We start from the raw sequence: 21,792 nt of genomic DNA on the forward strand, positions 1-21,792 counted from the left end.
CAGGCCATCTTCGCGCGGCGGGGCGCCTTCGAGCGCATCGGGGGCTACGCCGGCCTGCCCCTCTTCGAGGACTGGGACCTCTGCACCCGCCTGAAGCGCGAGGGAAGGCTCGCGATCATCCCCGCCCCCGTCCTGACGAGCGCCCGGCGCATCGAGGCCTGGGGCAAGTGGAAGTGCTTCAAGCTCTGGTGGGGGCTCAGCCTCCTCTACGCCCTGGGCGTCCCGGCGGAGAGGCTGGCGAGGTTTTATGAGGATGTGAGGTAGGGCTATCCCCCCCTCCTCGGCGGGGGGCCGGGGGGCGGCGGGGGCGAGGGGGGCTGGCCGCCGGGCTCGTCTTTTTTCCCGGCCTCCTCGTCCTCGTCCTTCTTGTCCTTCCCGTCGCCCCGGCGGAAGCGGCTGATGTCGTCGTACATTTGGCGGAGGCGGGCCTCGGCGCGGCCGTGGACGCTCTCGGGCGGGAAGTCGCCCGTCCCGGGGTCGCGCTCCCCGGCGGGGACCCCGGTGAGGAGGGAGATGCCCTGGTCGGCGTCCCGGACGGGGTAGATGCGGAACTTCCCCGCGCGCACCGCCTCGATCACCTCGTCGCGCAGCATGAGGTTCTTGACGTTGGGCTCGGGGATGAGGACGCCCTGGTCCCCGGTGAGCCCGCCCTTCTCCTTGCAGATCTCGAAGAAGCCCTCGATCTTCTCGTTCACCCCGCCGATGGGCTGGATCTCGCCGCGCTGGTTGATGGAGCCCGTCACCGCGAGCCCCTGCTTGACGGGAAGCCCCGAGAGGCTGCTCAGGATGGCGTAGAGCTCGGTGGAGGAGGCGCTGTCTCCGTCCACGCCGCTGTAGTTCTGCTCGAAGGTGATGCTGGCCGAGAGCGCGAGGGGGCGCCGCCGGGCGTAGAGGCCGCCCAGGTAGCCCTGGAGGATGAGCATGCCCTTGTCGTGGATGCTGCCGGAGAGCTTGCTCTCGCGCTCGACGTTCACCACCCCGCGCTCGCCGATGAAGGTCTGGGCGGTGATGCGGGAGGGCTTGCCGAACACGTAGTCCCCCAGGTCCATCACCGCGAGGCCGTTCACCTGCCCGACGACCGCGCCCTGGACGTCGATGAAGAGAGTGCCCTCGAGGATGAGCTCGCGGAGGCGCTCGTCGATGAGGTCGGAGCGGCGGCGCTTCTCCCGGACGGCCCGCAGGATCTGCTCCCGCCCGACCTCGGAGACCCCCTCCTCCCGGGCCCAGTGGTCCGCCTCGATGATGGTTTCGTGCACCTCGCCGAAGCGGGCGGAGAGCTTGCGCTGGTGGGCGACGGCCCGGGCGCTCTCCTCGAGGAGGGCGGCGACGGCGTCGTCCCGGAACGGCATGAGGTCGGACTTGTTGCGGTGGAACTCGATGAACTCGCGGTAGTCCCGCAGGCTCTCCGGCGTGCGGTCGATGGCCGAGCTGAAGTCGGCCTTCACCTTGAAGAGCTTCTGGAAGTCCTCGTCGTGGTGGAGGAGGAGGTAGTAGAGCGTCGGGCTCCCCATGAGGATGACCTTGACGTCCACGGGCACCGGGTCGGGCTTGATGCCCCCCTGCGTCCAGCCGTAGGTTTCCCCCAGGTCCTCGATGCGCACGCAGCGGGTGCGGATGGCGCGCTTGAGGGCGGGCCAGACGCCTGGGTTGATGAGCGCGTCGAGGGCGTTGAGGAGGAGGAAACCCCCGTTCGCCCGGATCATGGAGCCGGCCCGGATCATGGTGAAGTCGGTGGTGTAGGCGCCGAATACCGCCCGGCGCTCGACCCGGCCGAAGAGGTTGCTGAAGTTGGGGTTGGACTCGAAGACGACGGGGGCGCCGTCCATGTCGCTCGTGTCCACGGCCAGGTTGACGGTGTAGATCTTGAAGGGGTCCTCCTCCTGGCCGCGGCGCATGGCCAGGAAGGGCATCTGGGGCTGGTTCTCCTCCTCGGGGCGGAAGTGCTGGAGGTTGCCCAGGATGTGCTCCTGCACCTTGTCCAGGAACTCGCGGACCTTCTGGAAGTCGCGGTATTTCTCGCGCAGGTCGTCGATGGGCCCCCGGACGGCGGTCAGGGCGATGTCCTTCTCGAGGTTGCGGATGCGCCCGCGAAGCTCCTTCTCCAGGGCCCGCGTCTGCTTGACGAACTCCCCCACGTGCTCGTTGAAGGCGTTGCGCGACTGCGCGATGCGCTCCCGCTCCTCGGGCGCGAGCTTCTCGAAGGTCTCCTCGGTGGCGGGCTCCCCGTTGATGAGCGGGATGAGGGCGAAGCCGCCCTGGCCGGGGCGGACGGCGAAGCCGGCCTCCTTCGCCTTCTCCTCGAGCTGGCTCAGCAGCTCCTGCTGGCGCGCCTGAATGGACTCGATGATCTGCTTGCGCTCGGCCTCGTGGGCCTCGTCCTCGAAGGCCTTGGGGATGGCGTCGCGCAGCTCGACCACGAGGGAGTCCACGTCGTCGCGGAACGAGCGCCCCAGGCCCGGCGGGAACTTCAGCCAGAGCGGCCGCTCCGGGTCGTCGAAGTCGTGGACGAAGGCGAGGGAGCTGGGGATGGCGCGCTCGGCGGCGATCCGCTCGCAGATGGAGCGGCACATAGTGTAGCGCCCCGTGCCCGGGGGCCCGGAGAGGAAGATGTTGAACTCGGGCGAGCGGACCTCGAGGCCGAAGGCGAGGGCGCGCTGGGCGCGCTGCTGCCCGATGAACTTCTCGTTCGCGGGCGGGCTCCCGTCCGCCGGGAGCGGCTCGCCCAGATCGCAGCGCCACCGCAAGGCTTCGGGCGGAAGAGGCTGGGGCAGTTCGGCCATCGGACCCTCCGTTTCCTGCGGGAAAAAGAGAGCGCCCCCGGGAGGGGGAGGGAGTTTCATCTTAACAGCTTTTCCGGCCCTGGCGACCGCGCCGAACCCTCAACTTTCGGGACGTTTCCCCTGACCCGGGCGAAGGCGGCGCGAAGGCGTTCCGCGGGGCGCGAAATTGGATGATGCCTCCCGGGCGCACGCCGGACCTAAGCGAGGAGGACGACCCCGTGGCGACGATGGAGGACTTCGAGAAGCTGGACATCCGGATGGGGCGGGTCATCGAGGCGGAGGACTTCCCGGAGGCCCGCAAGCCCGCCTACAAGCTCACCATCGACTTCGGCCCCGAGGTGGGCCTGAAGCGGAGCGCCGCCCAGATCACGGCGCTCTACACCAAGGAGGAGTTGCGCGGGCGCCTCGTGCTGGGGGTGGTGAACTTCCCGCCCCGGAGGATCGGGCCCTTCCTCTCGGAGGTGCTCACGCTGGGCGTCCCGGACGCGGAGGGCCGCGTCGTCCTCGCCGCCCCGGACCCAAAGGGCGCGGTCGTGGGCGGGCGGCTGTTCTGAGCCCACCCCTCCTCAAACCGGACCCGGGCGGAAGCCGCCTTCTCCCTTGCCCTTCTCCTCCAGGGAAACCATACTGGCAGAAGGCCGTTTCATTTCCCCTGCCCATGAAGGAGGACGCCATGGACGCCGCCATGAACGCCGCCGAGAGGAGCCGGCTCGCCGAGGAGATCGGTGAGCTCGCCCGCGCGTACGACATGAAGTTCGCCGGCTGAACGCAGTCCGTTCTTGCAGCTCTGCAAGAAAAGCTGGGTATGGAAGATGAAGGCGCCTTCCGGGCGGGCAGCGCGCTCGCGGGCGGGGTGGCCCGGATGGGAGCCACCTGCGGCGCCCTGACCGGCGCCGTCATGGCGGTCGGCCTGGAGGTGGGAAGGGCACGGCTGGAGGACACGGAGCAGTACGCGAGGGCGATGGCCCCCGCCCAGGAGGTGTACCGGCGCTTCGAGGCGGCGGAAGGCTCGTCCCAATGCCTGGAGATCCACGAGAAGCTCTACGGGCGGGGCTTCCTGCTCGCCGACCCCGAGCAGCGCAAGGCCTTCCTGGAGGCGGGCGGGCACAGCGCGGCTGGATGCCCGAGCGTGTGCTACGAGGCCGCCAAGATCGCGGCGGACGTGATCCTCGCCCTGCGCGAGGGGGAGGCCTAGCGGAGCCGGGCCCGTTCCTCTCGGAGGTGCTCACGCTGGGCGTCCCGGACGCGGAGGGCCGGTCGTTCTAATCGCCCCCGATCCGAAGGGAGCCGCCGTGGGCGGGCGGCTGTTCTAGTCCCCTCCTACACCAGGTCCGGCCGCTCCTCGTCGCGGTAGTGGGCGAAGCCCTTGGGCGCCGTGCCCTTCGCCCGGTGGACGTGCATGGGAGCGGGGGTGAGGGGATGCCACTGCGTCTGGTCCGGAGGCTCGGGCCACTCGTAGGGCAGGTGGACGTAGGCGTTCGGCCCCGCGGCCTCCCCGAGCAGCTCACACATGTCGTCGCAAATCTGGCGTTGGCCCGCGCGGTCCCCGACCATGCCCAGGATGCGCGCGAAGGGGTACTGGATGAAGGCCGCGCGCGGCACGCAGACCTTCTCCGTCACGTCCGGCTGGTTGCTGATGGAGACGGTGGCGACCCCGGCTTTCTCAAGCTCGCGCTGCAGCAGTCCCACGGACCGCATGCAGAGGGGTCAGACGGGGAAGAGAAACGCCGCGTCCACCCCCTCGGCCTTCATCCGGGCCGCCATCCGGGGGGCGGTCTGCTTGATGAGGGGGTTGAAGTTCGGGATGTAGCCCATGATGGAGTAGAGGGTGTCGGCGAGGCGGCCGATCTTCCCCTCGCGCTCGTAGTCCAGGAAGATGTCCACCGGGAAGGCCACGTTGCGGTCGGCCTTCAGGTACTCCGTGTTGATGTGGAGGTGGGTGTACTCGCAGTCGTCCTGGCCCGCCGTGCGGGGGATCTCCCGGTGGGTCGGGTCCCCCCACTGGGGCTCGCGCCACTCGCGCTCGTAGTCGAAGGAAACGTCCCCCTTCAGGTAGATCCCCGCCGTCGAGACGAGGGTGACGCGGCACTCGGAGAGCGGCTTGCCGAGGGGCGTCCAGGGGGTCTTCGAGGGGTCGGCCGGGCGCATCTGATCGAGGCGGTCCCGGGCGCCGGGATAGAACGCATAGCTGTCCACTTTCGTGATGGGCATGAGGGCTCCTGGAAGAAATGAAACGTCCGTTTGCCTGTAGGATGTCATTCTGAGCGAAGCGAAGAATCTTCGTCAGCGGCCACTCGCGTAGATTCCTCGCTGCGCTCGGAATGACAACCCTTTCCGCTCGATTTTATTCCCGTACCTCTCCCGATGGCGCTCCTAATACTTCGCGAACAACACCCCCAGGAGCTTGTCCGCCAGCTCCCGGTTCCCATCGACACGGAGCCTGCCCCCCCGCTCGGCGTCCTCGCGGGCGAGACGGCCGTAGTTCAAGAAAAGCAGCGCCTCGGCGTCGGCGGTGACGGTGGCGTCGTGGGGGCCCATGGCATCCGGCCGGAAGGAGGCCCGCTCGCCCTCGACGGCCATGCTCCAGCCGCGGTCGGGGCGCGTCGTGCAGAAGAGGTAGCGGCCGTGGAAGCCCGGCTTCTCGCGCACGTTGAAGTGGCGGCACTGGGTGGCGGGCAGGAAGGTGAGCATGCCCTCCACGCCGGGGGCGGTGGGGCGGGCGCTCTTGTCCTGGCCGAGGCGGATATCCCAGTCGTGGACGACGAGCTCGACGAGGCGCAGGCCGATCCAGGCGTCCACGGGGGTGAGGCCGCGGGGGTGCCAGCCGAGCTTGGCGAGGTCGCCCTCCCCGGCCATCTCCAGGGCCTCGACGACGAGCCGGCCCGACGACTCGAAGGCGTCCACCATGGCGGCCCGCGGGCCGGCCATGAGGGCGTCGCCCCTCTCCTTGCGGATGGCGTAGAACTCCTTGGCGTCGCCCCCGTAGGGGGGCTCGGGCGGGAGGCCCTCGACGGCGCGCCGGACGGAGTTGGCGTAGAAATCGGCACCGGTGGTGATGTGGGCGACGGCGTCCTGCGCGGCCCAGCCGGGGCAGAAGGTGGGGGTGGTCCAGTCCTTCTCGCTAAAACCCCGCCAGTACGCGGCGAGGCGTTCGGTTTCGGACCGGACGAGGGGCACGCGGGAGAGATATTCTTTGGGCGTCACGAGGCAGCTCCTTCCGGTGCGGTGGTGCCGCAAGGATCTCGGCCGCGCTGCGCCCGGCGGCCTGGGGGGTGCGGGAACGGAGGAAGTATACGGCGGCCCGGGGGCGTGTCCAGGGGTCCGGGCAGGCGGATCGACCCCCCGCCTGGACAACCCCGCGGACGGGTGGGAAGGTGCGTCCGGCATCTCCACCCGGGAGCGTGAATGATCGACAACACCGCCGGCATCCTCTGGGCGCTCGGCGCGGCCATCATGGCCGCCTTCACGGCGGTGCTCGCCTACCGGCCCCTGCGGCAGATGGGCTTCATGGCCGCCACCCTCTTAACGAATTTCATGAACATGCTCGTGCTGGGCGCCTGGGGCTGGTGGATCTACGAGCCGGGCCAGTACAGCACCGAGGGGATGCTCTGGTTCGCGCTCATGGGAGTGACGGCCTACAGCTACGGGCGGGTGGTCTTCTATAAGGCGCTCGACATCATCGGGCCCCCGCGCCTGATGACGATCTCGACAACGGCCCCCCTGCTGAGCCTGAGCCTGGCGGTCCTCTTCCTGGGGGAGCGGCCGGGGCTCCCGGTGCTGGGGGGAACCCTGCTCGTCATCGCCGGGATCATCATGGTGAGCTACGAGCCCTCGGAGGGGCGGTGGGTGCAGAAGGGGATATTCTGGGGCTTCGCGAGCGCCCTCTCGCTCGGCGTGAGCGTCTTCCTCCGCAAGAAGGGCCTCGCCGCCATGCCGAACGTGGGGCTCACCGTGGCGTGGTCCAACCTGGTGAGCTTCCCCGTGCTCCTGGCCGTGCGGCCCCTCATGCCCCCCGTGCTCTTCCACTGGAAGATGGGCTGGGCCTTCTGGGCCATGCTGGGCGTGGGCTTCCTCAATTCCTTCAACCAGATCCTCTACAACCTGGCGGTGCTCCACGGCGAGGTGAGCGTGGTGGGGCCCATCATCTCCGCGAGCCCCGTCTTCTCGCTGCTCTTCACGGCGCTCCTGCTGCGGGACACGGACCGCATCCGCCCGGCGACGGCGGCGGGGGTGCTGGTCACGGCCGGGGGGATGGCGGCCATCGCGCTGGGGCGTTGATCGCGCGGGGCCGGAGGGGTAGATTCCGGTGATACCGACCGCGCGGACGGCTCACCCTATTTCCACGGAGACATGCCATGAGCGACAAGGCCTTCATCGACCGGTTCCTGACCGAGGAAGTTCGGATGTGCCGCTTCTCCGTCACCCGCAAGGACGGCGGCCAGCTCATCCGCCCCATCTGGTACATCTGGGAGAACGGCAAGTTCCTCATCAGCACCAAGACGAGCGGCGTCCATACCCGCATCGTGCGCCGCAACCCCAAGATCTCCGTCTGCGTGGACAAGGACACCCGCCCCTACGCCGCCGTGGTGTGCGAGGGCGAGGTGGAGCTGGTGGAGGGCGTGGGGAAGGACCACGAGCTCATCGGCCGCTGCGCCCGGCGCTATCTGCCCCCCGAGATGGCCGAGAAGTTCATGGCGGGGCCGGTGGCCCAGGTGGACCGGGTGCGCTTCATCGTCCACCCCAGGCGCTGGACCATCTGGAACCAGGGCGCGAACCCTCCGTTCGGCGCGCGGGCGGGCGTCTACGCGTAGAGAAAAAATAGACCGAGATAGAGATGTATGAGCAGGCAAACGGAACCGACGATTGGTTCCGTTGAGCAATGGGGCCGTTCCTCCCTCTCCCTTCGGGAGAGGGCCAGGGTGAGGGAGGACTGCGGTCGCTCATCGGCTTTCCCTCACCCCCTTCCCCTCTCCCTCCTCCCGAACCGGCTTGCCGGTTCGGGGACCCGAAGAGAGAGAGGGGTGATGCGGACGGGAGGGTCGGGGGCCGACGAACAGCCAAGTCAAATCCCCGCCCTACAGGCTTTCCCCGATGGGCCGCACCCGCCCCCATATCCCCGCGGTGAAGCCCAGCACCCCCGCGAGCTGGGCGGCGGCCGAGACGATGAGCAGGAAGCGCGGGAACGGATGGCCCGTCCGCCAGAACCAGGGCTCGCCCGCCAGCCGGAGCAGGAGGCCCCCCACGGTCAGGTAATAGACCGCGTAGGCCGTCGGCAGGTGGTAGCGGCCCCGCGTCTCCCGGTGCTGGTCCTTCATCAGCGGGAACATCCACCACGCCACCCCCATCACCATGAGGCCCAGCCAGCCCACGAGGCCCATGTGGGCGTGGAGGAGGGCAAGGTCGCGCGGCATGGGGGTGCGGTAGAGCGCGTTCATCAGCATGAAGGCGGAGCCCGTCGAGAAGGTGAGGATGAAGAAGGCGAGGCTCGTTTTCACGTACAGGCGGATGACCGGGGGCATGCCGGAGCTCCTCTCCCTTGGGGCGGTCCTGTTCCCGTGACCGGCCCCCGCCCGTGGCGCCGGGGCCGGAGGTGCGCATACTGGCGGCGCAGGCGCCATCCGCCGAGGAGACCCGCATGGAGCCGGGGGCCGACCCGCGCAAATGGGCGCGCCTTCTCTTCTGCGCCGCATTCTACATGATGCTCACCGGACTGATGGGGTCCATCCTCACCCACGTCCTCTGCGTCCTCCGGCCGGGGAAGATCCTCTTCCTCCCCTCCCTCGCCGCCGCCTTCATCGCGGGCTGGTTCTACACGTTCGACCGGAAGGGCAGCCGCCTCGCCGAGGCGGGCGTCCTCGCAGGAGCGCTCACCGCCCTGCGCCTGGGGGTGGACCTCGCGTACCTGCAGCCGGTCTCGGGACTGTCCGCCCGGGACTACTTTGGGGCCTGGTGGACATGGGGCGGCTACCTGGGGAGCATTGGCGCGATTTTCGCCGCGGGATGGTGGACGGGGCGAAAACAAAGCTGACAATCCGGCGTTCGTAATCACTCATATTTTTTTTGCGGATCCGGTTGAAATGTTCCCTTCCGGCTCCTAGCTTGGTCCTATAGCAGCGCGGGGCCTTGGACGCCGCCTTCTGATTTCAGCAATCCGCCTGAATCCAAACTAAAAACACGATGAATGCAAAGAAAGGGGAATCCCCATGCGAAAGACACTGTTCGGCATTGCGCTAGCGGCGCTTGTCTTCTCCCTCATCCTGGGCGCAAACGGCGCCTCAGCAAACCCCGACCGGACCCAGTGCTGGGAGCGGGTTCGGGAAGCCAAGGTGGGCCTCAACAGCACGGCCTTCGCGGACGCTTTCGATAGGCAGGTGGCGACGGACGCCATCACGCGGGCGGAGGTCGCCCGGAGCGAGCACAACTACCGGACGTGCATTCAGCTCGCAAACTTCGCGCTGGACAAAATGCGGTCCGGGTAGAAGCGGCCTTTTTTCTTCTTTCGAGGAGATGATTCGATGCGCAAGCCCTTGACCGCCATTTCTCTCATGGCCCTGATACTTTCGCCGGCCGCCGCGGGCGCGGTGGAGCCCTTCTGGGGCGGCGATCCGGTGGTGGCGGGATGCCGGACGAAGATCAATCAGGCCAGGAACCGCTCCACGGCCGTGGGTTATCCCATGCGGGACAATGTGGCCGAGCTCATCTCCCGCGCCGTGCGCGAAGAGAGGGCGGGCGACTTCATCGCGTGCCACGGCTTCGCGGAGGTGGCCCTCATGCAGATCGATCGGTCCGAGAGAGGCGAGCCTCAGGCGCGTATTCCATAATTTCAACCGGGACAATTCGATGAAAGTGGGGGTCCGCCCGGCAGGCGGCGGACCCCGGGGAGAGGTCTTGCCCGAATCGCCGCCATGCCGCCTCCACAAGATGCCGCCTCCAAGGACACCTAAAATGCATGTCCGAAAACATGGAGGACCTGCCCCATGATGAAGACGACATTGGCAGGCTTGGCGATAGCCGCCGTTGTGTCGCCGGCGACGCTCGCCGGGGCGCAGGACTACTACGAGCGCCGCGACCTTGACCGCCGTGGCGCCTACGAGAGCGATTGCGTGCCGCTGCTCCGCGAGGCACGGGCGCGGGTGGGCCGCGTGGAAAACGACGACGCCCGCGACCAGATTCAGGACACCATCAGCCGCGCGGAGCGGGAACGGAGAGCGCGCGACTACAGGTCCTGCGCGAACCTGGCCGAAGTGGCCCTCAACCAGATCGACCGGAACGAGGGCAGGCGGGACAAGCGGAACGACAACCCGCTGATCCCCGACATCCTCAAGGACCGCCGCCGGTAGCCCGCAGGACCGGCTCAGGCCGGACGGCGCGGCCGGAACCGGCTCTCCAGGGCCGTTCCGGAGCGCCTCCGGCCCGGGCCGGGAGAAAAACGCCGCCAAAATGAAGCAATAAGAATGGAGGAAATCCTCAATGCTGAAGAAGACGTTCCTTACGTTCTCTCTCGCCGCCTTGGCCTTTTCGCCGGCCGCGGCGGTCGCCCAGTCGACCGGCTCCGGCCCCAGTCAGACCTCCTGCCAGCCGATGATCCTGGACGCGCTGGCCCAGTTGAACCGCGTGCCGGACGAGCACGCGCGCGGGCAGATCATGGACACGCTCGATCAGGCGAGGCTCGAGCTCAGGCAGCGCGACTATGACGCCTGCGTCAACCTGGCCCAGCTGGCCCTGAACCAGATCGACCGGAATGCCGCGGAGGTCCCGTTCGGCGGGCGGCCGGGGAGCACCTTCGAGCAGCCGGCGGTTCCCGCGCCCCTGAATCCGGGTCGGGCCCCCGGCTACTAAATAGGAGATCGAGCGAGCCCGGGAAGAACGCAAGACCGGGCGGCGCGGGTTTCCCCGCGCCGCCCGTTTTTTGCGGCCACTTTCCAACATCACGAATCTATACTTTACATCGAATCGTAATTTTAGTAATATTAAGGACGTGGCGACCTATACGGTACGCATCAAGCGACAGGCGCTGAAGCAAATGAGGAGGTTGCCCACTCGCATTCGTCAGCAGGCGGAAACCATCATCGATTCTCTCGAGGAAGAGCCGACTCCCGCCGGTGCGAGGAAGCTCCGAGGACGGGCAAACACATGGCGAGTTCGTTTCGCGGAAAGCTATCGGCTGATATATGAGGTGCGCCGGTCTGAATTGATAGTGCTGGTCCTGAAAGTTGGACCGAGAGGAGACATCTACAAATAATCATCTGATCCTGCGCGAGCAGTGCAGGGAGGCGCGGAGGGAAAAGGGAAAATTATGAAGACAAGAATCGTCACCGCCGATGAGGCCAGGAAAAATTTCTCCGAGTTGCTGAACACGGCGACCTATTCGGGCGACCGGGTCGAGATCCGTCGCCGGGAGAAAGTGGCGGGATATCTCATTGGCCCGGAGGACATGAGGCTCCTTGAGGCCCTGGAGGACCGCCTAGACGCCGAGGACGCCGCGGCGGCGCTCTCGGAGCTGGAGCGTGGAGAGGACGAAACCATCCCCTGGAAAAAGGCCAAAAAGGAGTTGCGGGCGAAAATGACCCATGAAGAGTTCCTGGAGGAGGCGCGCGAAAACGGCCTTGAGGAACAGGCGGGTTGTCTCGCGTACGTCCGCGGAGGCGGCATGAAGGGGATCGTATGGAAAATCCCCGATCCCCCTAGCGGCAAGCCGGACTATCGCAGGTTCCTCGATAGGGTGTATGCCGACCTCCGCCGGAAACAAGGAAAATAAAACAGAGTCGGTTCAGCGCCCTCTTCCGTATCCCCCTCCTACTTCCTCCCCTTCACCGCGCAGAACCCCTGAGCACAATCCGCAGTACGTTTCGGGATGTCATTCCGAGCGAAGCGAGGAATCTGCTTGTGCGGCCACTAACAGCGATCCTTCTCTTGCAGTCTCGCAAGGAGTTCTATCGATCGTCTGAGCCTTTTTGTAAGCATCTGCGAATATGGCCCATCAATATGGGCCTGTTGCTCGTATCTACGAAGAATCGCTATTTCCCTTTCGTAATCCTTCTTCTTTCGAAAGATGATGGCGAGTTGCTCATATGGGAACGGAAAAACACCGAACCGATTTTTCTTGCTTTCTGCTTCTGCGACCCCCAGAAGTTGATTTAGAAGAGCTTCTGCCTCTTCAAACTTGCCCTCTCGTTTGAGCAATCTAATCTCTGCCATTTTGATGAAGAAATACTGCGGATCGCCCGGCCCTGGACTTGGTGGCGCTGTCGGATCGGCAAGCAACTTCAAATAGACTTTCACCAGCAATTTCGCATCACGCAATGCGCCATGTGTCACACGATCCGTGACGTCCACATTATACCGCTCACATACTGCATCCAAAGAAGAAGGATGCCCAGGGTACTTGCACCGAAATAACAACATGGTGTCAATGGCTCGATCTTGCGGCAAAGGTGGATACCCCGCCCGCGAAAACTCGGCATTCAAAAAGTTCAAATCAAATCTGGCATTGTGCATGATCAAAGCAGCATCGCCGAGAAATGTCAGCAATTTGTTTGCGACCCCCGAAAAGAACGGATGCTTCGAAAGAAATTTTCGTGTCAGTCCATGCACCTGACGCGCACCATCTGGAACATCTCGCTCAGGATTCAAATAAGAATGAAAAATCCTACCGCTAGGGGCGCGGTCGATTAATTCGATACAACCTATTTCGACAATGCGATGGCCGCTCTTAGCGCCAAGACCCGTCGTTTCTGTATCGAGCACGACCTCACGCACGGCTCTTGCACCTCAATAATTCTATTTCCCCTCACCTCTTCCCCTTCTTCACCGCGCAGAACCCCTGAGCCTCGATGCGGAAGGCGTTGTTGAACTTGGAGCGGAAGTTTTCCATCGCCGCGACGCCGGCGAGCTCCACCAGCTCGTCGTCGGCGAACTCCGCCCGGGCCCGGGCGAAACACGCGTCGTCGAGGTCCAGGTCGGTGCGGGTCATGCGCTCGGCGAACTCGAGCGCCGCGCGCTCGCGGGGGCTGAAGCGCGGGTCGGAGGCGTGGGCCTCCAGCGCCTCCAGCTTCTCCCAGTCGATGCCGCTGCTCATCCCACGGGACGAGTTGATGTCCACTCAGAAGGGGCAGCCGTTGATCTGGGCCACCCGCACGCAGACCATCGCCTTGAGCCCAGGCTCGAGCAGCCCCGAGGTGTTGATGCCCTCCTGGAGCTGGTTGATGCCGCGCATGATGGTGGGCCGGCGGCCGTAGACGCGCGAGGTGTTGAAGACGAAGCCGTGCTCCCTCTCCTGCGCCTCGAAGAGCTCCCGCGCCAGCGGGTCCTTCGCGGGGAGAGGGACTTCGGGGATGCGGGGCATGGATGCCTCCTCCTGCCGGTGGGGAACTTCGGTCCGCGGTTACGTCATACCACTTTCTGCGCCGCCTTCCACCGCACGATGTTGAAGGTGGGCACGGGGCGCGTTAGGCCCTTGAGCTGCAGCTCGCCGACCGGCTCGGCCTCGGCCCGGTCCTCCACCCTGCCGAGCGTTCGCTGGTTGGTGAGGATCTGGCCGCCCTTGGCCTCCGAGGAGAGGCGGGCGGCGAGGTTCGTCACGTTGCCGATGGCGGCGTAGTCCATCCTCCCCTCGAACCCGACGGTCCCCAGGGTCGCGTAGCCGGCCGCCAAGCCCACGCCCAGGTCGAGGTCGTACCCCCGCCGCAGCCACCCCGGGCGGAGCTCCCGGACGCGGGCCTGCATCTCCAGGGCCATCTGGACCGCCCGGTCGGTGTGGTCCTCCTGCGGGATGGGATCGTTGAAGAAGACCATGATCCCGTCCCCCGCAAAGCGCTCGGTCGTTCCCTCGTATTTGAAGATGAGCCGGCCCATCTCGCCGTGGTAGCCCCGCAAAAACTCGAAGACCTCCTCGGGCTCGGTGCTGTCCGAGAAGTTCGTGAAACCGCGCAGGTCCAGGAAGATAACCGTCACCTCACGCCGCCGGACCCGGAAGGGGTCTTCGCCCCCGCTCTTGAGGACCGCCTCGGCGATCTGCGGAGAGAGGTAGCGCTTCATCCGGTTCACCCGCTCCGCCTCCTCCACCTCGCGGCGAACCTTGTCCGAGAGAGCCTCCTGGAGGGCGGCCCCCATCTTGTTGAACTCCTCCGCCAAGGCCTCGATTTCGTCGCCGGTCTTGAGCTCGATCCGGTAGCCGAAGTCCCCCGCCCCGATCTTCTCCACGCCCTCGCGCAGCCGCCCGAGGGGGCGCACCACCCGCCGCGCCACAAAAACGCTCGCCAGGAGCGCCGTCCCGAGCCCCAAGAGGAGGAGGCCGGAGGTCCTGAGAAGGGAGGCGTAGAGCCTCTCGTAGGCCTCCTCCACCGGCTGCTCGACGATGACGGCCCAGTCCAGCCCGGGAATACGCGCGGAGGAGCTGAAGACCGAGGCGCCTTGGAGGTTCACGCCTTTCGCGCCCCGCGGCCCCGCCCCGCCCGGCCCGCCTTCGGCGAACGCCTCGCGCGCCTGCGGAATCCCGGCCAGGCTCCTCCGCTGAAGGACCAGGCTGATGTCCGGGTGGGCGACGAGGTCCCCCGAGCGGGTGACGGCGTAGGCGTAGCCCGCCTTCCCGAGCCGGACGCCGGAGATCACGTCCCAGATGTACTTGAGGTTCACCTCGGCCTGGAGGACGCCGATAACCTCCCCCGCGAAGCGCTCGATGGGCATCGCGATGGTCATGTAGGGCTCGGAGCCCCGAACGAAGTAGACGGGGCCGAAATAGGACTTCCCCTGCTTCGCCTGGCGGAAGGCGGGGGAAGCGGACAGGTCGCGCCGCTGGCCGGGGGGCACGGTCCGCAGGCGCGAAACCTCCACCCGCCCGAACCCCGACTCGTCCAGCGCCAGGGCATCCGTGACGGGGGGGGAGATCAGGAGGAGCTTCCGAAGCTCGAACTGGAACTCGGGGGATATCCCCTTGGTGACGATCTCCCGGCTCTTGGTGATGCCCTTCATCGTCCGCTCGATCTCGTGGACGAACTGCTCGATCTTGAATGCGGCCCCGGACGCAACCTCCCGCTGAAAGAGGGCGATTTGATCCCGGTTCTCGAAGTAGCGGAAGAAGAGCTCCACCAAGCCGCTCGTGATCAGCCCGCCGCCGATCAGGAGGACCGAAATGAGGTAATAGTCGCGGACGAGCCGCCTGCGCCGACCTCCGCCTTCCGTCACCGGATCACCCGGTCCGCCCGCTGGAGGACCTCGGGCGGTATCGTGATGCCCAGCGCCTTGGCCGTCTTGAGGTTGATCACCAGCTCCAACTTGGTCGGCCGCTCGACGGGGAGATCCCCTGGCTTGGCACCCTTGAGGATCTTGTCCACGAAGGCCGCCGAACGCCGATGATAATCATCGGAATTGGCTCCATAGGAGATGAGACCGCCATCGTGCGTCCAAAAGCTGGCCGGATACATTCCAGCCAGGCCGCTGCGGGCGGCCAGGCCGAGGATCTCCCGCCGGAGGTAGAGGAACGGCGGCCCCTGCTGCATGATGAAAGCGCCCACGCGAGCCTCGGCCATGCCGGCGAAGGCGCGCTCCGCTTCGGGGATGGTGCGCGCCTCGAAAACGAGAAGCTCCATCTCGAGTGCCCGGGCCGCCTCCCGCATTTCCTTCACCTGAACCTGGTGGATTGCATAGCCGGGATTCGCGATATGACCCACCCGCGCGAGCCCCGGGAGAACCTCCTTGAGCAGCTCCAGCCTCTTGGGCATCAAGTCACGGTTGATCGAGGTGATGCCCGTGAAGTTGCCCCCCGGACGCGCCAGGCTGGCCACCAAGCCGGTCCCGATCGGCTCGCTCACGGCCACAAAGACGACGGGGATCTTCGTCCCCGTCTTCTTGAGGGCCAGCGCTGCGGGGGTGGTCCGCACGAAAATCACATCCACCGGCAGGCGGGCCACCTCAGCCGCGAGGTCCTGGAGAGACTTGCGGCTCTCTCCCGCCCAGCGGTACTCGATGGCGATATTCCGCCCTTCGGCCCAGCCGTGCCCCCGCAGCCCTTCGAGGAACGCCTTGATGGCGGAAGAAGAGGGGCCGGGGGAACCGGTGGACAGGAATCCGATCCGACGAGGCTCCTCCAGCCGCTGGGCTTCGGCTGGCCAAGCCGAGGCCAGGAGGGCGAGAGCCATCGCGAAGATGGCGATTTTCCTGCTCATGGATTTTTTCTCCCATCGGCTCCCGTCATTTGATCACCCTGTCCGCCCTTAAGAGCACCTCGGGCGGGATGGCGATGCCCAGCGCCTTGGCCGCCTTGAGGTTGACCACCAGCTCGAAATTGGCCGGCCGCTCGACGGGGAGATCGGCGGGCTTGGCTCCTTTCAGGATCTTGTCCACGTAGTAGGCGGCGCGCCTGTGCATGCCCGAGTAGCTTGGCCCATAGGACATCAAACCACCTAGTTCCACCAACTCTTGGTACGCGTACACCCCCGGCAGGCGGTTTTGGGTGATGAAGTCCACGATGCTCTTGCGGTGGTGCAGGAAGAGACGATCCGCCAACACGACGAGGGCGCTTGGCCGTTCTCGAAGAATCGCCGCAAAGGCATCGTCTAACTGCTCCCTGGCTCGCACCCCCAGAGACAGAACTTTTATCCCCAGGACCGGGGCCGCGGCCTGCACCTCCTTCTCGGAGACCACCTGAAAAGCGCTGGCGGGATTCCAAAGGACAGCCACATGAGAGAGCTCGGGAATGACCTCCCGCAGCAACTCCAGCCGCTTCCCTTCCAGGTCAGCCGCAATCGAGGTCAGCCCCGTGATGTTTCCGCCGGGGCGAGCGAGGCTGTTGATGAGACCTGTCCCGACAGGATCTCCGACGGCCACCATCACGAAAGGAATCGAGGACGTCGCCTTCTTGACGGCGAAGGCAGCCGGCGTTCCAGCGGAAACGATCACGTCCACCTTCAGGGCGATCAAATCGGCGAGCAGGGCGGGGAAGCGCTCATATCTCCCTTCCGCCCATCGGTACTCGATCAAGATGTTCTGTCCCTCGACGTAGCCGAGGTCACGCAACCCTTCGCGAAAAGGGCCAACGAGATGCGCCTCACGGGCGGCGGTGGAGTTCCCCAAGAAGCCTATCCTGGGAATCCTTGCCCGATCCTGCCCTCCTGCGGGATAGGTCAAAGCGAACAAGGCCAAGGCTATGAAGAAGCCGGCGAAGCTCTTGGTCATCAAACGTCCCTCCCACATTTCGCGGCTTTTCACCGGATCACCCGGTCCGCCCGCTGCAAGACCTCGGGCGGGATGGTGATTCCCAGCGCCTTCGCCGTCTTCAAGTTGATCACCAGCTCGAACTTGATCGGCTGCTCGACGGGGAGATCGGCGGGCTTGGCGCCCTTGAGTATCTTGTCCACGTAGAGGGCCGCGCGGCGGAACAAGTCGGAACGGTCCGGCCCATACGCCACGAGGCCGCCAGTTTCCGCGAATTCCTTGAGGTGAAATACCGCCGGGAGGCGATTCTTGGCCGCCAGCTCCGCGAGCCGTTTCATGTTCCCCGCGAACACCGGGTTGGGCATAATGGCAAGGGCGCCCGCGCCCGTCCTCTTTGCCTCCTCGAACGCCTTGTCGAGACCGCCCGGGCTCCGCACCTCCACCGAATGGAGCTCGATTCCCAGCTGCCGCGCCGGGAGCTGGGTCTCGTTCCAACCGAGCGTGGAGATCCGGCCCCTGGGGTTCCAGAGCACTGCCACGCGGGAGAGGCCGGGGACCATCTCCTTGAGCAGCTCCAGCCGCTTTCCACCCATCTCCGGGGCCATTTGGGTCAGCCCCGTGACGTTGCCGCCAGGCCGGGCCAGGCTCTGAACGAGCCCGCTGCCAAGGGCGTCGCCCGTAGACGCCATGACGATGGGAATTGTCTTGGTGAAGTTCTTGGCGACCAGCGCATCGGTGCTGACGGCCGCGACGATGACCTCGACCCTGAGCCGGACGAGATCCGCCGCGAGGCCGGGGAGGCGGTCCTCCCTGCCCTCCGCGTACCGGTACTCGACGCGGATGTTCCTTCCCTCCACCCATCCGAGGTCGCGGAGGCCTCGCCGGAACGCCTCGTGCCAGAGCGCCGTGGCGGAAGGAGTGAACGGCGACAGGACTCCTATCCGGCGGATTTCCGCAGGCTGCGCCCCGGCCGGCTGGGTGGAGGCCAGGAGGGCGAGAGCCATGGCGAAGACAACGGTCTTCCGGCTCATGATTTTCTTCCTCCTAACACCTTCCGCCCTCCCTCACTTGATCACCCGGTCCGCCCGCATGAGCATCTCCGGCGGAATCTCCAGGCCGATCTTCTTGGCGGTCTTGAGATTGATGATGAGATCGATCTTGTTGGCGCCCTCGACGGGAAGATCCTGGGGCCGGGCGCCCCGCAGGATTTTCGCGACGAGCCGCGCCGCCTGGCGCCCCTGGGCATGATAATCGGCCCCGTACGAGACCAGCGCACCGTGGCCAGCCCAAAAAGCTGGCCCAAAGATGATGGGCACTCTAGCCGATAGCGAGGCCTGCAACGTCTGATCGGGAATGTCGAGAGCCGCAACGTCCGGGGCCATGAGACCGTCGCCCGGTTGCAGGCTCTTCAGACTGCGGGCCAATTCCTCGGACGTCCGCACCGGCAGAGCCAGCAGCCCGATCCGCAGGATGGGAGCGGCCTCCTGGGCCTTTCGGGCCGCCGCGATGGATTGGGGATCATCCGCCTCATATATCACCAGGACGCGGCGGAGGCCCGGGGCGATCGTCTTGAGGATTTCCAGCCGTTTAGGCGCCAGTTCGGTGAAAAGAGCCGACACCCCGGTGACGTTACCCTGGGGACGGGCGAAACTCGCGACGATCCCGGCGGCCACAGGGTCGCCTACCCCCGTGAAGACGATGGGAATCTTCTGGGTAGTGGCCATAGCCGCCTTGGTCGCCGCTTCATTGGTCGTGAAGATGAGGTTCGCCCCGGCCTTTATAAGCGCGGCCGCGGCCATGGGCATGGCCTGGAAGTTCCCCTTTGTGAAGCGGATGTCAAAGAGCACATCATTGCCTTCCCTGATGCCCATTTCCTTCAGACCGGCCTTGAGTCCTTCGACAGCGGGGTGATTGGGAGCCCACGCCCCGGTAATGGCCCCGATCCGATAAGGGTCTCGGACCCGCTGAGCCTCGGCTCGAAGAACACCCAGCAGAACAACCGCGGCCAGCAGGCAAGAAGCGGCCCTTCTGCCCGTCGTTTTCTGTGGGAGCGTTCGCCGCGCCTTGGGCTTCATTTGATCACCCGGTCCGCCCGCTGCAAGACCTCCGGCGGTATCGTGATTCCCAGCGCCTTCGCCGTCTTGAGGTTGATGAACAGCTCGATCTTCGTAGGCCGCTCGATGGGGAGGTCGGCCGGCTTCGCGCCCTTGAGGATCTTGTCCACGTATGCCGCCGAGCGCCTGTGGTGATCCTCGGCGTTCGCCCCGTAGGAGATGAGGCAGCCATCGCGCGCCCAAAAGCCGACTAAACACATTCCCGGGAGACGGTGCCGGGCGGCCAGGTCGATGATCTGCCGCGGGTGGGAGAGGAACGGGTGGCCCTGGCCCATGATGAAAGCCCCCACCCGGGCCTCGGCCATGGCGGCGAAAGCGCGCTCCGCCTCGGGGAGGGTGCGCGCTTCAAATACGACAAGCTCCATGCCAAAAGACCGGGCGGCCTCCTGCATCTCCTTCACCTGAACCTTGTGGATCGCATAGCCGGGATTCGCCACGTGGCCCACCCGCCTGAGCCCCGGGAGAACCTCCTTGAGGAGCTCCAGCCGCTTGGGCATCAAGTCGCGGTTGATGGAAGTGATGCCCGTGAAGTTGCCCCCCGGCCGCGCCAGGCTGGCGACCAGGCCGGTCCCGATCGGTTCGCTCACGAGCACGAAGACGACGGGGAGCTTCGTCCCCGTCTTCTTGAGGGCCAGCGCCGCGGGCGTAGTCCGCACGTAAATCAAATCCACCGGAAGCCGGGCCGCCTCGGCCGCGAGCTCCTGGAGAGACTTGCGGCTCTCCCCCGCCCAGCGGTACTCGATGGCGAGGTTCCGGCCGACGACCCAGCCGTGCGCCCGCAGCCCCTCGAGGAACGCCTGGACGGCGGAAGCCGTGGGGCCGGGGGAGCCGGTGGACAGGAACCCAATCCGGCGCGGCTCCTCCTGCCGCTGGGCTTCGGCCGGCCATGCGGAAGCGAGAAGGGCAAAGAGTGCCACGAAGACGGCAATCGTACGACGCACAGGATTCCCTCCCATCGCCTCCCTCACCGGATCACCTTGTCCGCCCGCTGGAGGACCTCGGGAAATCAGCCGGAGCGTCTCCCGGAAGGCCCCGGCGAAAGCAGGCGCGGTCTTCAGCCCCCCGCCCGGCCCAGGAGCTCCCCCCGGTAGGCCTCGAGGGGCTGGGGCGGGGCGGGGAACTTGCGCGCCTTGGAGTGGCTGAGGCCCATCTGGACGAGGGACTCGGCCGTCTTGACCGCCGCCACCACGGGGTCGAGGACCGGGACGCCGGCGGCCCGGCTCCCAAGAGGCTAGTTACTCGGCTGCACCTCCACGACCACGATCTCGTGCTTCTTCGCCAGCCCAACCCGCGGTCCGGTGATCGTCAGAAATTCCATGTCAAATTCGCGCTTTTCGCCTGGCTTCAGGGACACAAGGAGTGGGGCCTTCTTCCAGGGGCTCGCCATCCCCAGGAATTTGTCCTCGGCGTCGTAGGCTTTCCCCTCGAGCTTGATCGAGGCCAGGGCGACGCCCGTCAGGTTCTGCACGGTTCCCTTGACGTGGAGATGCCCCCCGGCGCAGACGTAGAGGCCCGGGTCCATCCCGGGGTGGAAGCCCGCGCTCAGGATCTCCACCTTGACCTTTTCCTTCAGATCCGCCGCCGGGACGGCTGAAACAACGCCCAAAATCCCCAGCGAGACGATGAGCCCCGCAAACACCGCTTTCATGATTCTCTCCTCCTGCGGCACGAAGCCGCGGCTACCGGATTACGCGGTCGGCACGGAATAGCACCTCGGGAGGCACTGTCAGGCCGATCCGCTTGGCGGTCTTGAGGTTGACGACGAACTTGATGTCCCGAGGGAGTTCCACGGGAATATCCTGGGGGAGCGTCCCCGTCAGGACCTTGTGGGCGAGCCGGGCGGCTTGCTTCCCCTGCTCGTATTGGTCCGCGCCGTAGGAAGCCAGCGCCCCATATTGCGTCCAAAAAGAAGACGGATACATGGTCGGAATGGCGTTGGATGTGGCCACCTCCAGGCTCCGTCCCGGGATGTTCAGGTTCGGATTGGCCTGGACGATCAGTATCCCTTCCTCGCCCCCCTTCCGGAGCTCGGCGAGTCCCGGCTCGATCTCCAGCGGATCGGCGATCGGTCGCTCGATCAGCGTCAGCCCCAGGCGGGCCGCCGCGCGCCGGGCGAACTCCACCGCCTCTTTTTCCTCGTGCTCGCGCGGATCGTACGTCACCAGGACCCGCTTGAGGGAGGGGGCGATCTCCTTGAAGAGCTCCAGGCGCTTGGCGGTCAGCATCCCCCGCAGGCTCCCGATTCCGGTGATGTTCCCGCCCGGCCGGGCGAGGCTCTCCACGAGCCCCAGCTTCACGGGGTCGCCGGTCTGGGTGAACACGATCGGGATGGTCCGGGTCGCCCGCTGGCACGCCAGGGCCTCGGGGGCCGCGCCGCAGAAGAGGAGGTCCGGCTTCTTCCGGATCAGCTCCTCGGCCAGTGCGGGCAGCACTGCCGAATCCCCCTTGGCCGCCAGAGCCTCGAAGACGACGTTTCGCCCCTCGACGTAGCCGAGCTGCGAGAGGCCCTCCCGGAAGCCATTTGTCTGGGAGTGCCAGGGCACCCACGCCGAGGTGAGAATCCCGATCCGCCAGACCTTCCCCGCCGGCTGCTGCGCAGCGGCCAGGGGCACAGGAGCCAGGAGGGCGAGAATCATGAAAAAGACGGCTGTCTTTTTCCCCATGATTCTCCCTCTCCTAAGGTCCTCTTGCCTTCCTGCCCGGATCGCCCCGTCCGCGCGGAGGAGAGCTTTGTCCTTTTATAGAGA

Annotated in this window: 28 protein-coding genes; 12 read left to right on the forward strand and 16 right to left on the reverse strand. The window is 66.2% G+C overall.

Going from position 1 to position 21,792, the window contains the following annotated elements; all coding sequences use genetic code 11:
- On the forward strand, positions 1 to 264 hold a 264-nt coding region (locus tag HYZ11_09935), incomplete at its 5' end, for a glycosyl transferase (protein ID MBI3127912.1).
- A gap of 2 nt (positions 265 to 266) precedes the next feature.
- On the opposite strand, the gene HYZ11_09940 is transcribed toward HYZ11_09935, so the two are convergent.
- Positions 267 to 2,780 (reverse strand): AAA family ATPase, encoded by a 2,514-nt coding sequence (locus HYZ11_09940; GenBank protein ID MBI3127913.1) that lies wholly within the window; start codon positions 2,778 to 2,780, stop codon positions 267 to 269.
- A gap of 227 nt (positions 2,781 to 3,007) precedes the next feature.
- On the opposite strand from HYZ11_09940, the gene HYZ11_09945 reads away from it, so the two are divergent.
- Both HYZ11_09945 and HYZ11_09950 read left to right on the forward strand, forming a co-directional pair.
- Positions 3,008 to 3,334, forward strand: coding sequence for a tRNA-binding protein (locus HYZ11_09945; GenBank protein ID MBI3127914.1), 327 nt, complete (start codon positions 3,008 to 3,010; stop codon positions 3,332 to 3,334).
- 251 nt (positions 3,335 to 3,585) lie between these two features.
- Positions 3,586 to 3,975 carry a C_GCAxxG_C_C family protein gene (locus HYZ11_09950; GenBank protein ID MBI3127915.1) on the forward strand — a complete coding sequence of 130 codons (390 nt, stop codon included), beginning with the start codon at positions 3,586 to 3,588 and terminating at the stop codon, positions 3,973 to 3,975.
- 125 nt (positions 3,976 to 4,100) lie between these two features.
- On the opposite strand, the gene HYZ11_09955 is transcribed toward HYZ11_09950, so the two are convergent.
- The 3 genes from HYZ11_09955 to HYZ11_09965 form a co-directional block, all read right to left on the reverse strand.
- Positions 4,101 to 4,478 (reverse strand): hypothetical protein, encoded by a 378-nt coding sequence (locus HYZ11_09955; protein MBI3127916.1) that lies wholly within the window; start codon positions 4,476 to 4,478, stop codon positions 4,101 to 4,103.
- A gap of 9 nt (positions 4,479 to 4,487) precedes the next feature.
- Positions 4,488 to 4,991, reverse strand: a complete 504-nt coding sequence (locus HYZ11_09960; GenBank protein MBI3127917.1) for a hypothetical protein — start codon at positions 4,989 to 4,991, stop codon at positions 4,488 to 4,490.
- Positions 4,992 to 5,153: 162 nt separating this feature from the next.
- Complete coding sequence (locus HYZ11_09965; GenBank protein MBI3127918.1) at positions 5,154 to 5,984, reverse strand: maleylpyruvate isomerase family mycothiol-dependent enzyme; 831 nt, start codon at positions 5,982 to 5,984, stop codon at positions 5,154 to 5,156.
- Positions 5,985 to 6,185: 201 nt separating this feature from the next.
- Here HYZ11_09965 and HYZ11_09970 point away from each other — a divergent pair, with 201 nt between their 5' ends.
- Together HYZ11_09970 and HYZ11_09975 are read left to right on the forward strand one after the other, a co-directional pair.
- Entirely contained in the window at positions 6,186 to 7,058 is an 873-nt protein-coding gene (locus tag HYZ11_09970; GenBank protein MBI3127919.1) for a DMT family transporter, read from the forward strand.
- Positions 7,059 to 7,135: 77 nt separating this feature from the next.
- Positions 7,136 to 7,591 carry a pyridoxamine 5'-phosphate oxidase family protein gene (locus tag HYZ11_09975; GenBank protein ID MBI3127920.1) on the forward strand — a complete coding sequence of 152 codons (456 nt, stop codon included), beginning with the start codon at positions 7,136 to 7,138 and terminating at the stop codon, positions 7,589 to 7,591.
- A gap of 264 nt (positions 7,592 to 7,855) precedes the next feature.
- Here HYZ11_09975 and HYZ11_09980 read toward each other — a convergent pair whose 3' ends face one another.
- Positions 7,856 to 8,299 carry a hypothetical protein gene (locus tag HYZ11_09980; protein MBI3127921.1) on the reverse strand — a complete coding sequence of 148 codons (444 nt, stop codon included), beginning with the start codon at positions 8,297 to 8,299 and terminating at the stop codon, positions 7,856 to 7,858.
- Between the two features lie 116 nt (positions 8,300 to 8,415).
- Between HYZ11_09980 and HYZ11_09985 the strand changes: the two genes are divergently transcribed.
- The 7 genes from HYZ11_09985 (at position 8,416) to HYZ11_10015 (ending at position 11,538) form a co-directional block, all read left to right on the forward strand.
- Positions 8,416 to 8,808, forward strand: coding sequence for a hypothetical protein (locus HYZ11_09985; protein ID MBI3127922.1), 393 nt, complete (start codon positions 8,416 to 8,418; stop codon positions 8,806 to 8,808).
- Between the two features lie 175 nt (positions 8,809 to 8,983).
- Entirely contained in the window at positions 8,984 to 9,259 is a 276-nt protein-coding gene (locus HYZ11_09990; GenBank protein ID MBI3127923.1) for a hypothetical protein, read from the forward strand.
- Positions 9,260 to 9,295: 36 nt separating this feature from the next.
- Positions 9,296 to 9,601, forward strand: coding sequence for a hypothetical protein (locus tag HYZ11_09995; protein ID MBI3127924.1), 306 nt, complete (start codon positions 9,296 to 9,298; stop codon positions 9,599 to 9,601).
- A gap of 198 nt (positions 9,602 to 9,799) precedes the next feature.
- Positions 9,800 to 10,120, forward strand: a complete 321-nt coding sequence (locus tag HYZ11_10000; GenBank protein ID MBI3127925.1) for a hypothetical protein — start codon at positions 9,800 to 9,802, stop codon at positions 10,118 to 10,120.
- Between the two features lie 130 nt (positions 10,121 to 10,250).
- Positions 10,251 to 10,619: a hypothetical protein gene (locus tag HYZ11_10005; GenBank protein ID MBI3127926.1), complete on the forward strand. Its 369-nt coding sequence runs from the start codon at positions 10,251 to 10,253 to the stop codon at positions 10,617 to 10,619.
- Between the two features lie 139 nt (positions 10,620 to 10,758).
- Positions 10,759 to 11,022 carry a type II toxin-antitoxin system RelE/ParE family toxin gene (locus HYZ11_10010; GenBank protein ID MBI3127927.1) on the forward strand — a complete coding sequence of 88 codons (264 nt, stop codon included), beginning with the start codon at positions 10,759 to 10,761 and terminating at the stop codon, positions 11,020 to 11,022.
- Positions 11,023 to 11,076: 54 nt separating this feature from the next.
- The gene (locus HYZ11_10015) at positions 11,077 to 11,538 is read left to right on the forward strand and encodes a type II toxin-antitoxin system Phd/YefM family antitoxin (protein ID MBI3127928.1); all 462 of its coding nucleotides are present in this window, start codon (positions 11,077 to 11,079) and stop codon (positions 11,536 to 11,538) included.
- 137 nt (positions 11,539 to 11,675) lie between these two features.
- On the opposite strand, the gene dnaQ is transcribed toward HYZ11_10015, so the two are convergent.
- The 11 genes from dnaQ to HYZ11_10070 all read right to left on the reverse strand — a co-directional run bounded on the left by dnaQ (position 11,676) and on the right by HYZ11_10070 (position 21,708).
- Positions 11,676 to 12,539: a DNA polymerase III subunit epsilon gene (dnaQ, locus tag HYZ11_10020; GenBank protein ID MBI3127929.1), complete on the reverse strand. Its 864-nt coding sequence runs from the start codon at positions 12,537 to 12,539 to the stop codon at positions 11,676 to 11,678.
- 31 nt (positions 12,540 to 12,570) lie between these two features.
- The gene (locus HYZ11_10025) at positions 12,571 to 12,882 is read right to left on the reverse strand and encodes a hypothetical protein (GenBank protein MBI3127930.1); all 312 of its coding nucleotides are present in this window, start codon (positions 12,880 to 12,882) and stop codon (positions 12,571 to 12,573) included.
- Complete coding sequence (locus tag HYZ11_10030) at positions 12,883 to 13,125, reverse strand: carboxymuconolactone decarboxylase family protein (GenBank protein ID MBI3127931.1); 243 nt, start codon at positions 13,123 to 13,125, stop codon at positions 12,883 to 12,885.
- 44 nt (positions 13,126 to 13,169) lie between these two features.
- Entirely contained in the window at positions 13,170 to 14,963 is a 1,794-nt protein-coding gene (locus tag HYZ11_10035; protein ID MBI3127932.1) for a HAMP domain-containing protein, read from the reverse strand.
- Positions 14,960 to 15,943: an ABC transporter substrate-binding protein gene (locus HYZ11_10040; GenBank protein MBI3127933.1), complete on the reverse strand. Its 984-nt coding sequence runs from the start codon at positions 15,941 to 15,943 to the stop codon at positions 14,960 to 14,962. The genes HYZ11_10035 and HYZ11_10040 overlap by 4 nt, the downstream gene beginning before the upstream one ends.
- A gap of 25 nt (positions 15,944 to 15,968) precedes the next feature.
- Entirely contained in the window at positions 15,969 to 16,952 is a 984-nt protein-coding gene (locus HYZ11_10045) for an ABC transporter substrate-binding protein (GenBank protein ID MBI3127934.1), read from the reverse strand.
- 29 nt (positions 16,953 to 16,981) lie between these two features.
- Complete coding sequence (locus tag HYZ11_10050) at positions 16,982 to 17,962, reverse strand: ABC transporter substrate-binding protein (protein MBI3127935.1); 981 nt, start codon at positions 17,960 to 17,962, stop codon at positions 16,982 to 16,984.
- Positions 17,963 to 17,995: 33 nt separating this feature from the next.
- Positions 17,996 to 19,006 carry an ABC transporter substrate-binding protein gene (locus HYZ11_10055; GenBank protein MBI3127936.1) on the reverse strand — a complete coding sequence of 337 codons (1,011 nt, stop codon included), beginning with the start codon at positions 19,004 to 19,006 and terminating at the stop codon, positions 17,996 to 17,998.
- Complete coding sequence (locus tag HYZ11_10060; protein ID MBI3127937.1) at positions 19,003 to 19,986, reverse strand: ABC transporter substrate-binding protein; 984 nt, start codon at positions 19,984 to 19,986, stop codon at positions 19,003 to 19,005. Before HYZ11_10060 ends, HYZ11_10055 begins: the two co-directional genes overlap by 4 nt.
- Before the next feature lie 290 nt (positions 19,987 to 20,276).
- Positions 20,277 to 20,693 (reverse strand): hypothetical protein, encoded by a 417-nt coding sequence (locus HYZ11_10065; GenBank protein MBI3127938.1) that lies wholly within the window; start codon positions 20,691 to 20,693, stop codon positions 20,277 to 20,279.
- A gap of 31 nt (positions 20,694 to 20,724) precedes the next feature.
- The gene (locus HYZ11_10070) at positions 20,725 to 21,708 is read right to left on the reverse strand and encodes an ABC transporter substrate-binding protein (protein MBI3127939.1); all 984 of its coding nucleotides are present in this window, start codon (positions 21,706 to 21,708) and stop codon (positions 20,725 to 20,727) included.
- Positions 21,709 to 21,792 lie beyond the last annotated feature (84 nt).

It is taken from the genome of Candidatus Tectomicrobia bacterium (assembly GCA_016192135.1).
Taxonomy (GTDB): domain Bacteria; phylum UBA8248; class UBA8248; order UBA8248; family UBA8248; genus 2-12-FULL-69-37.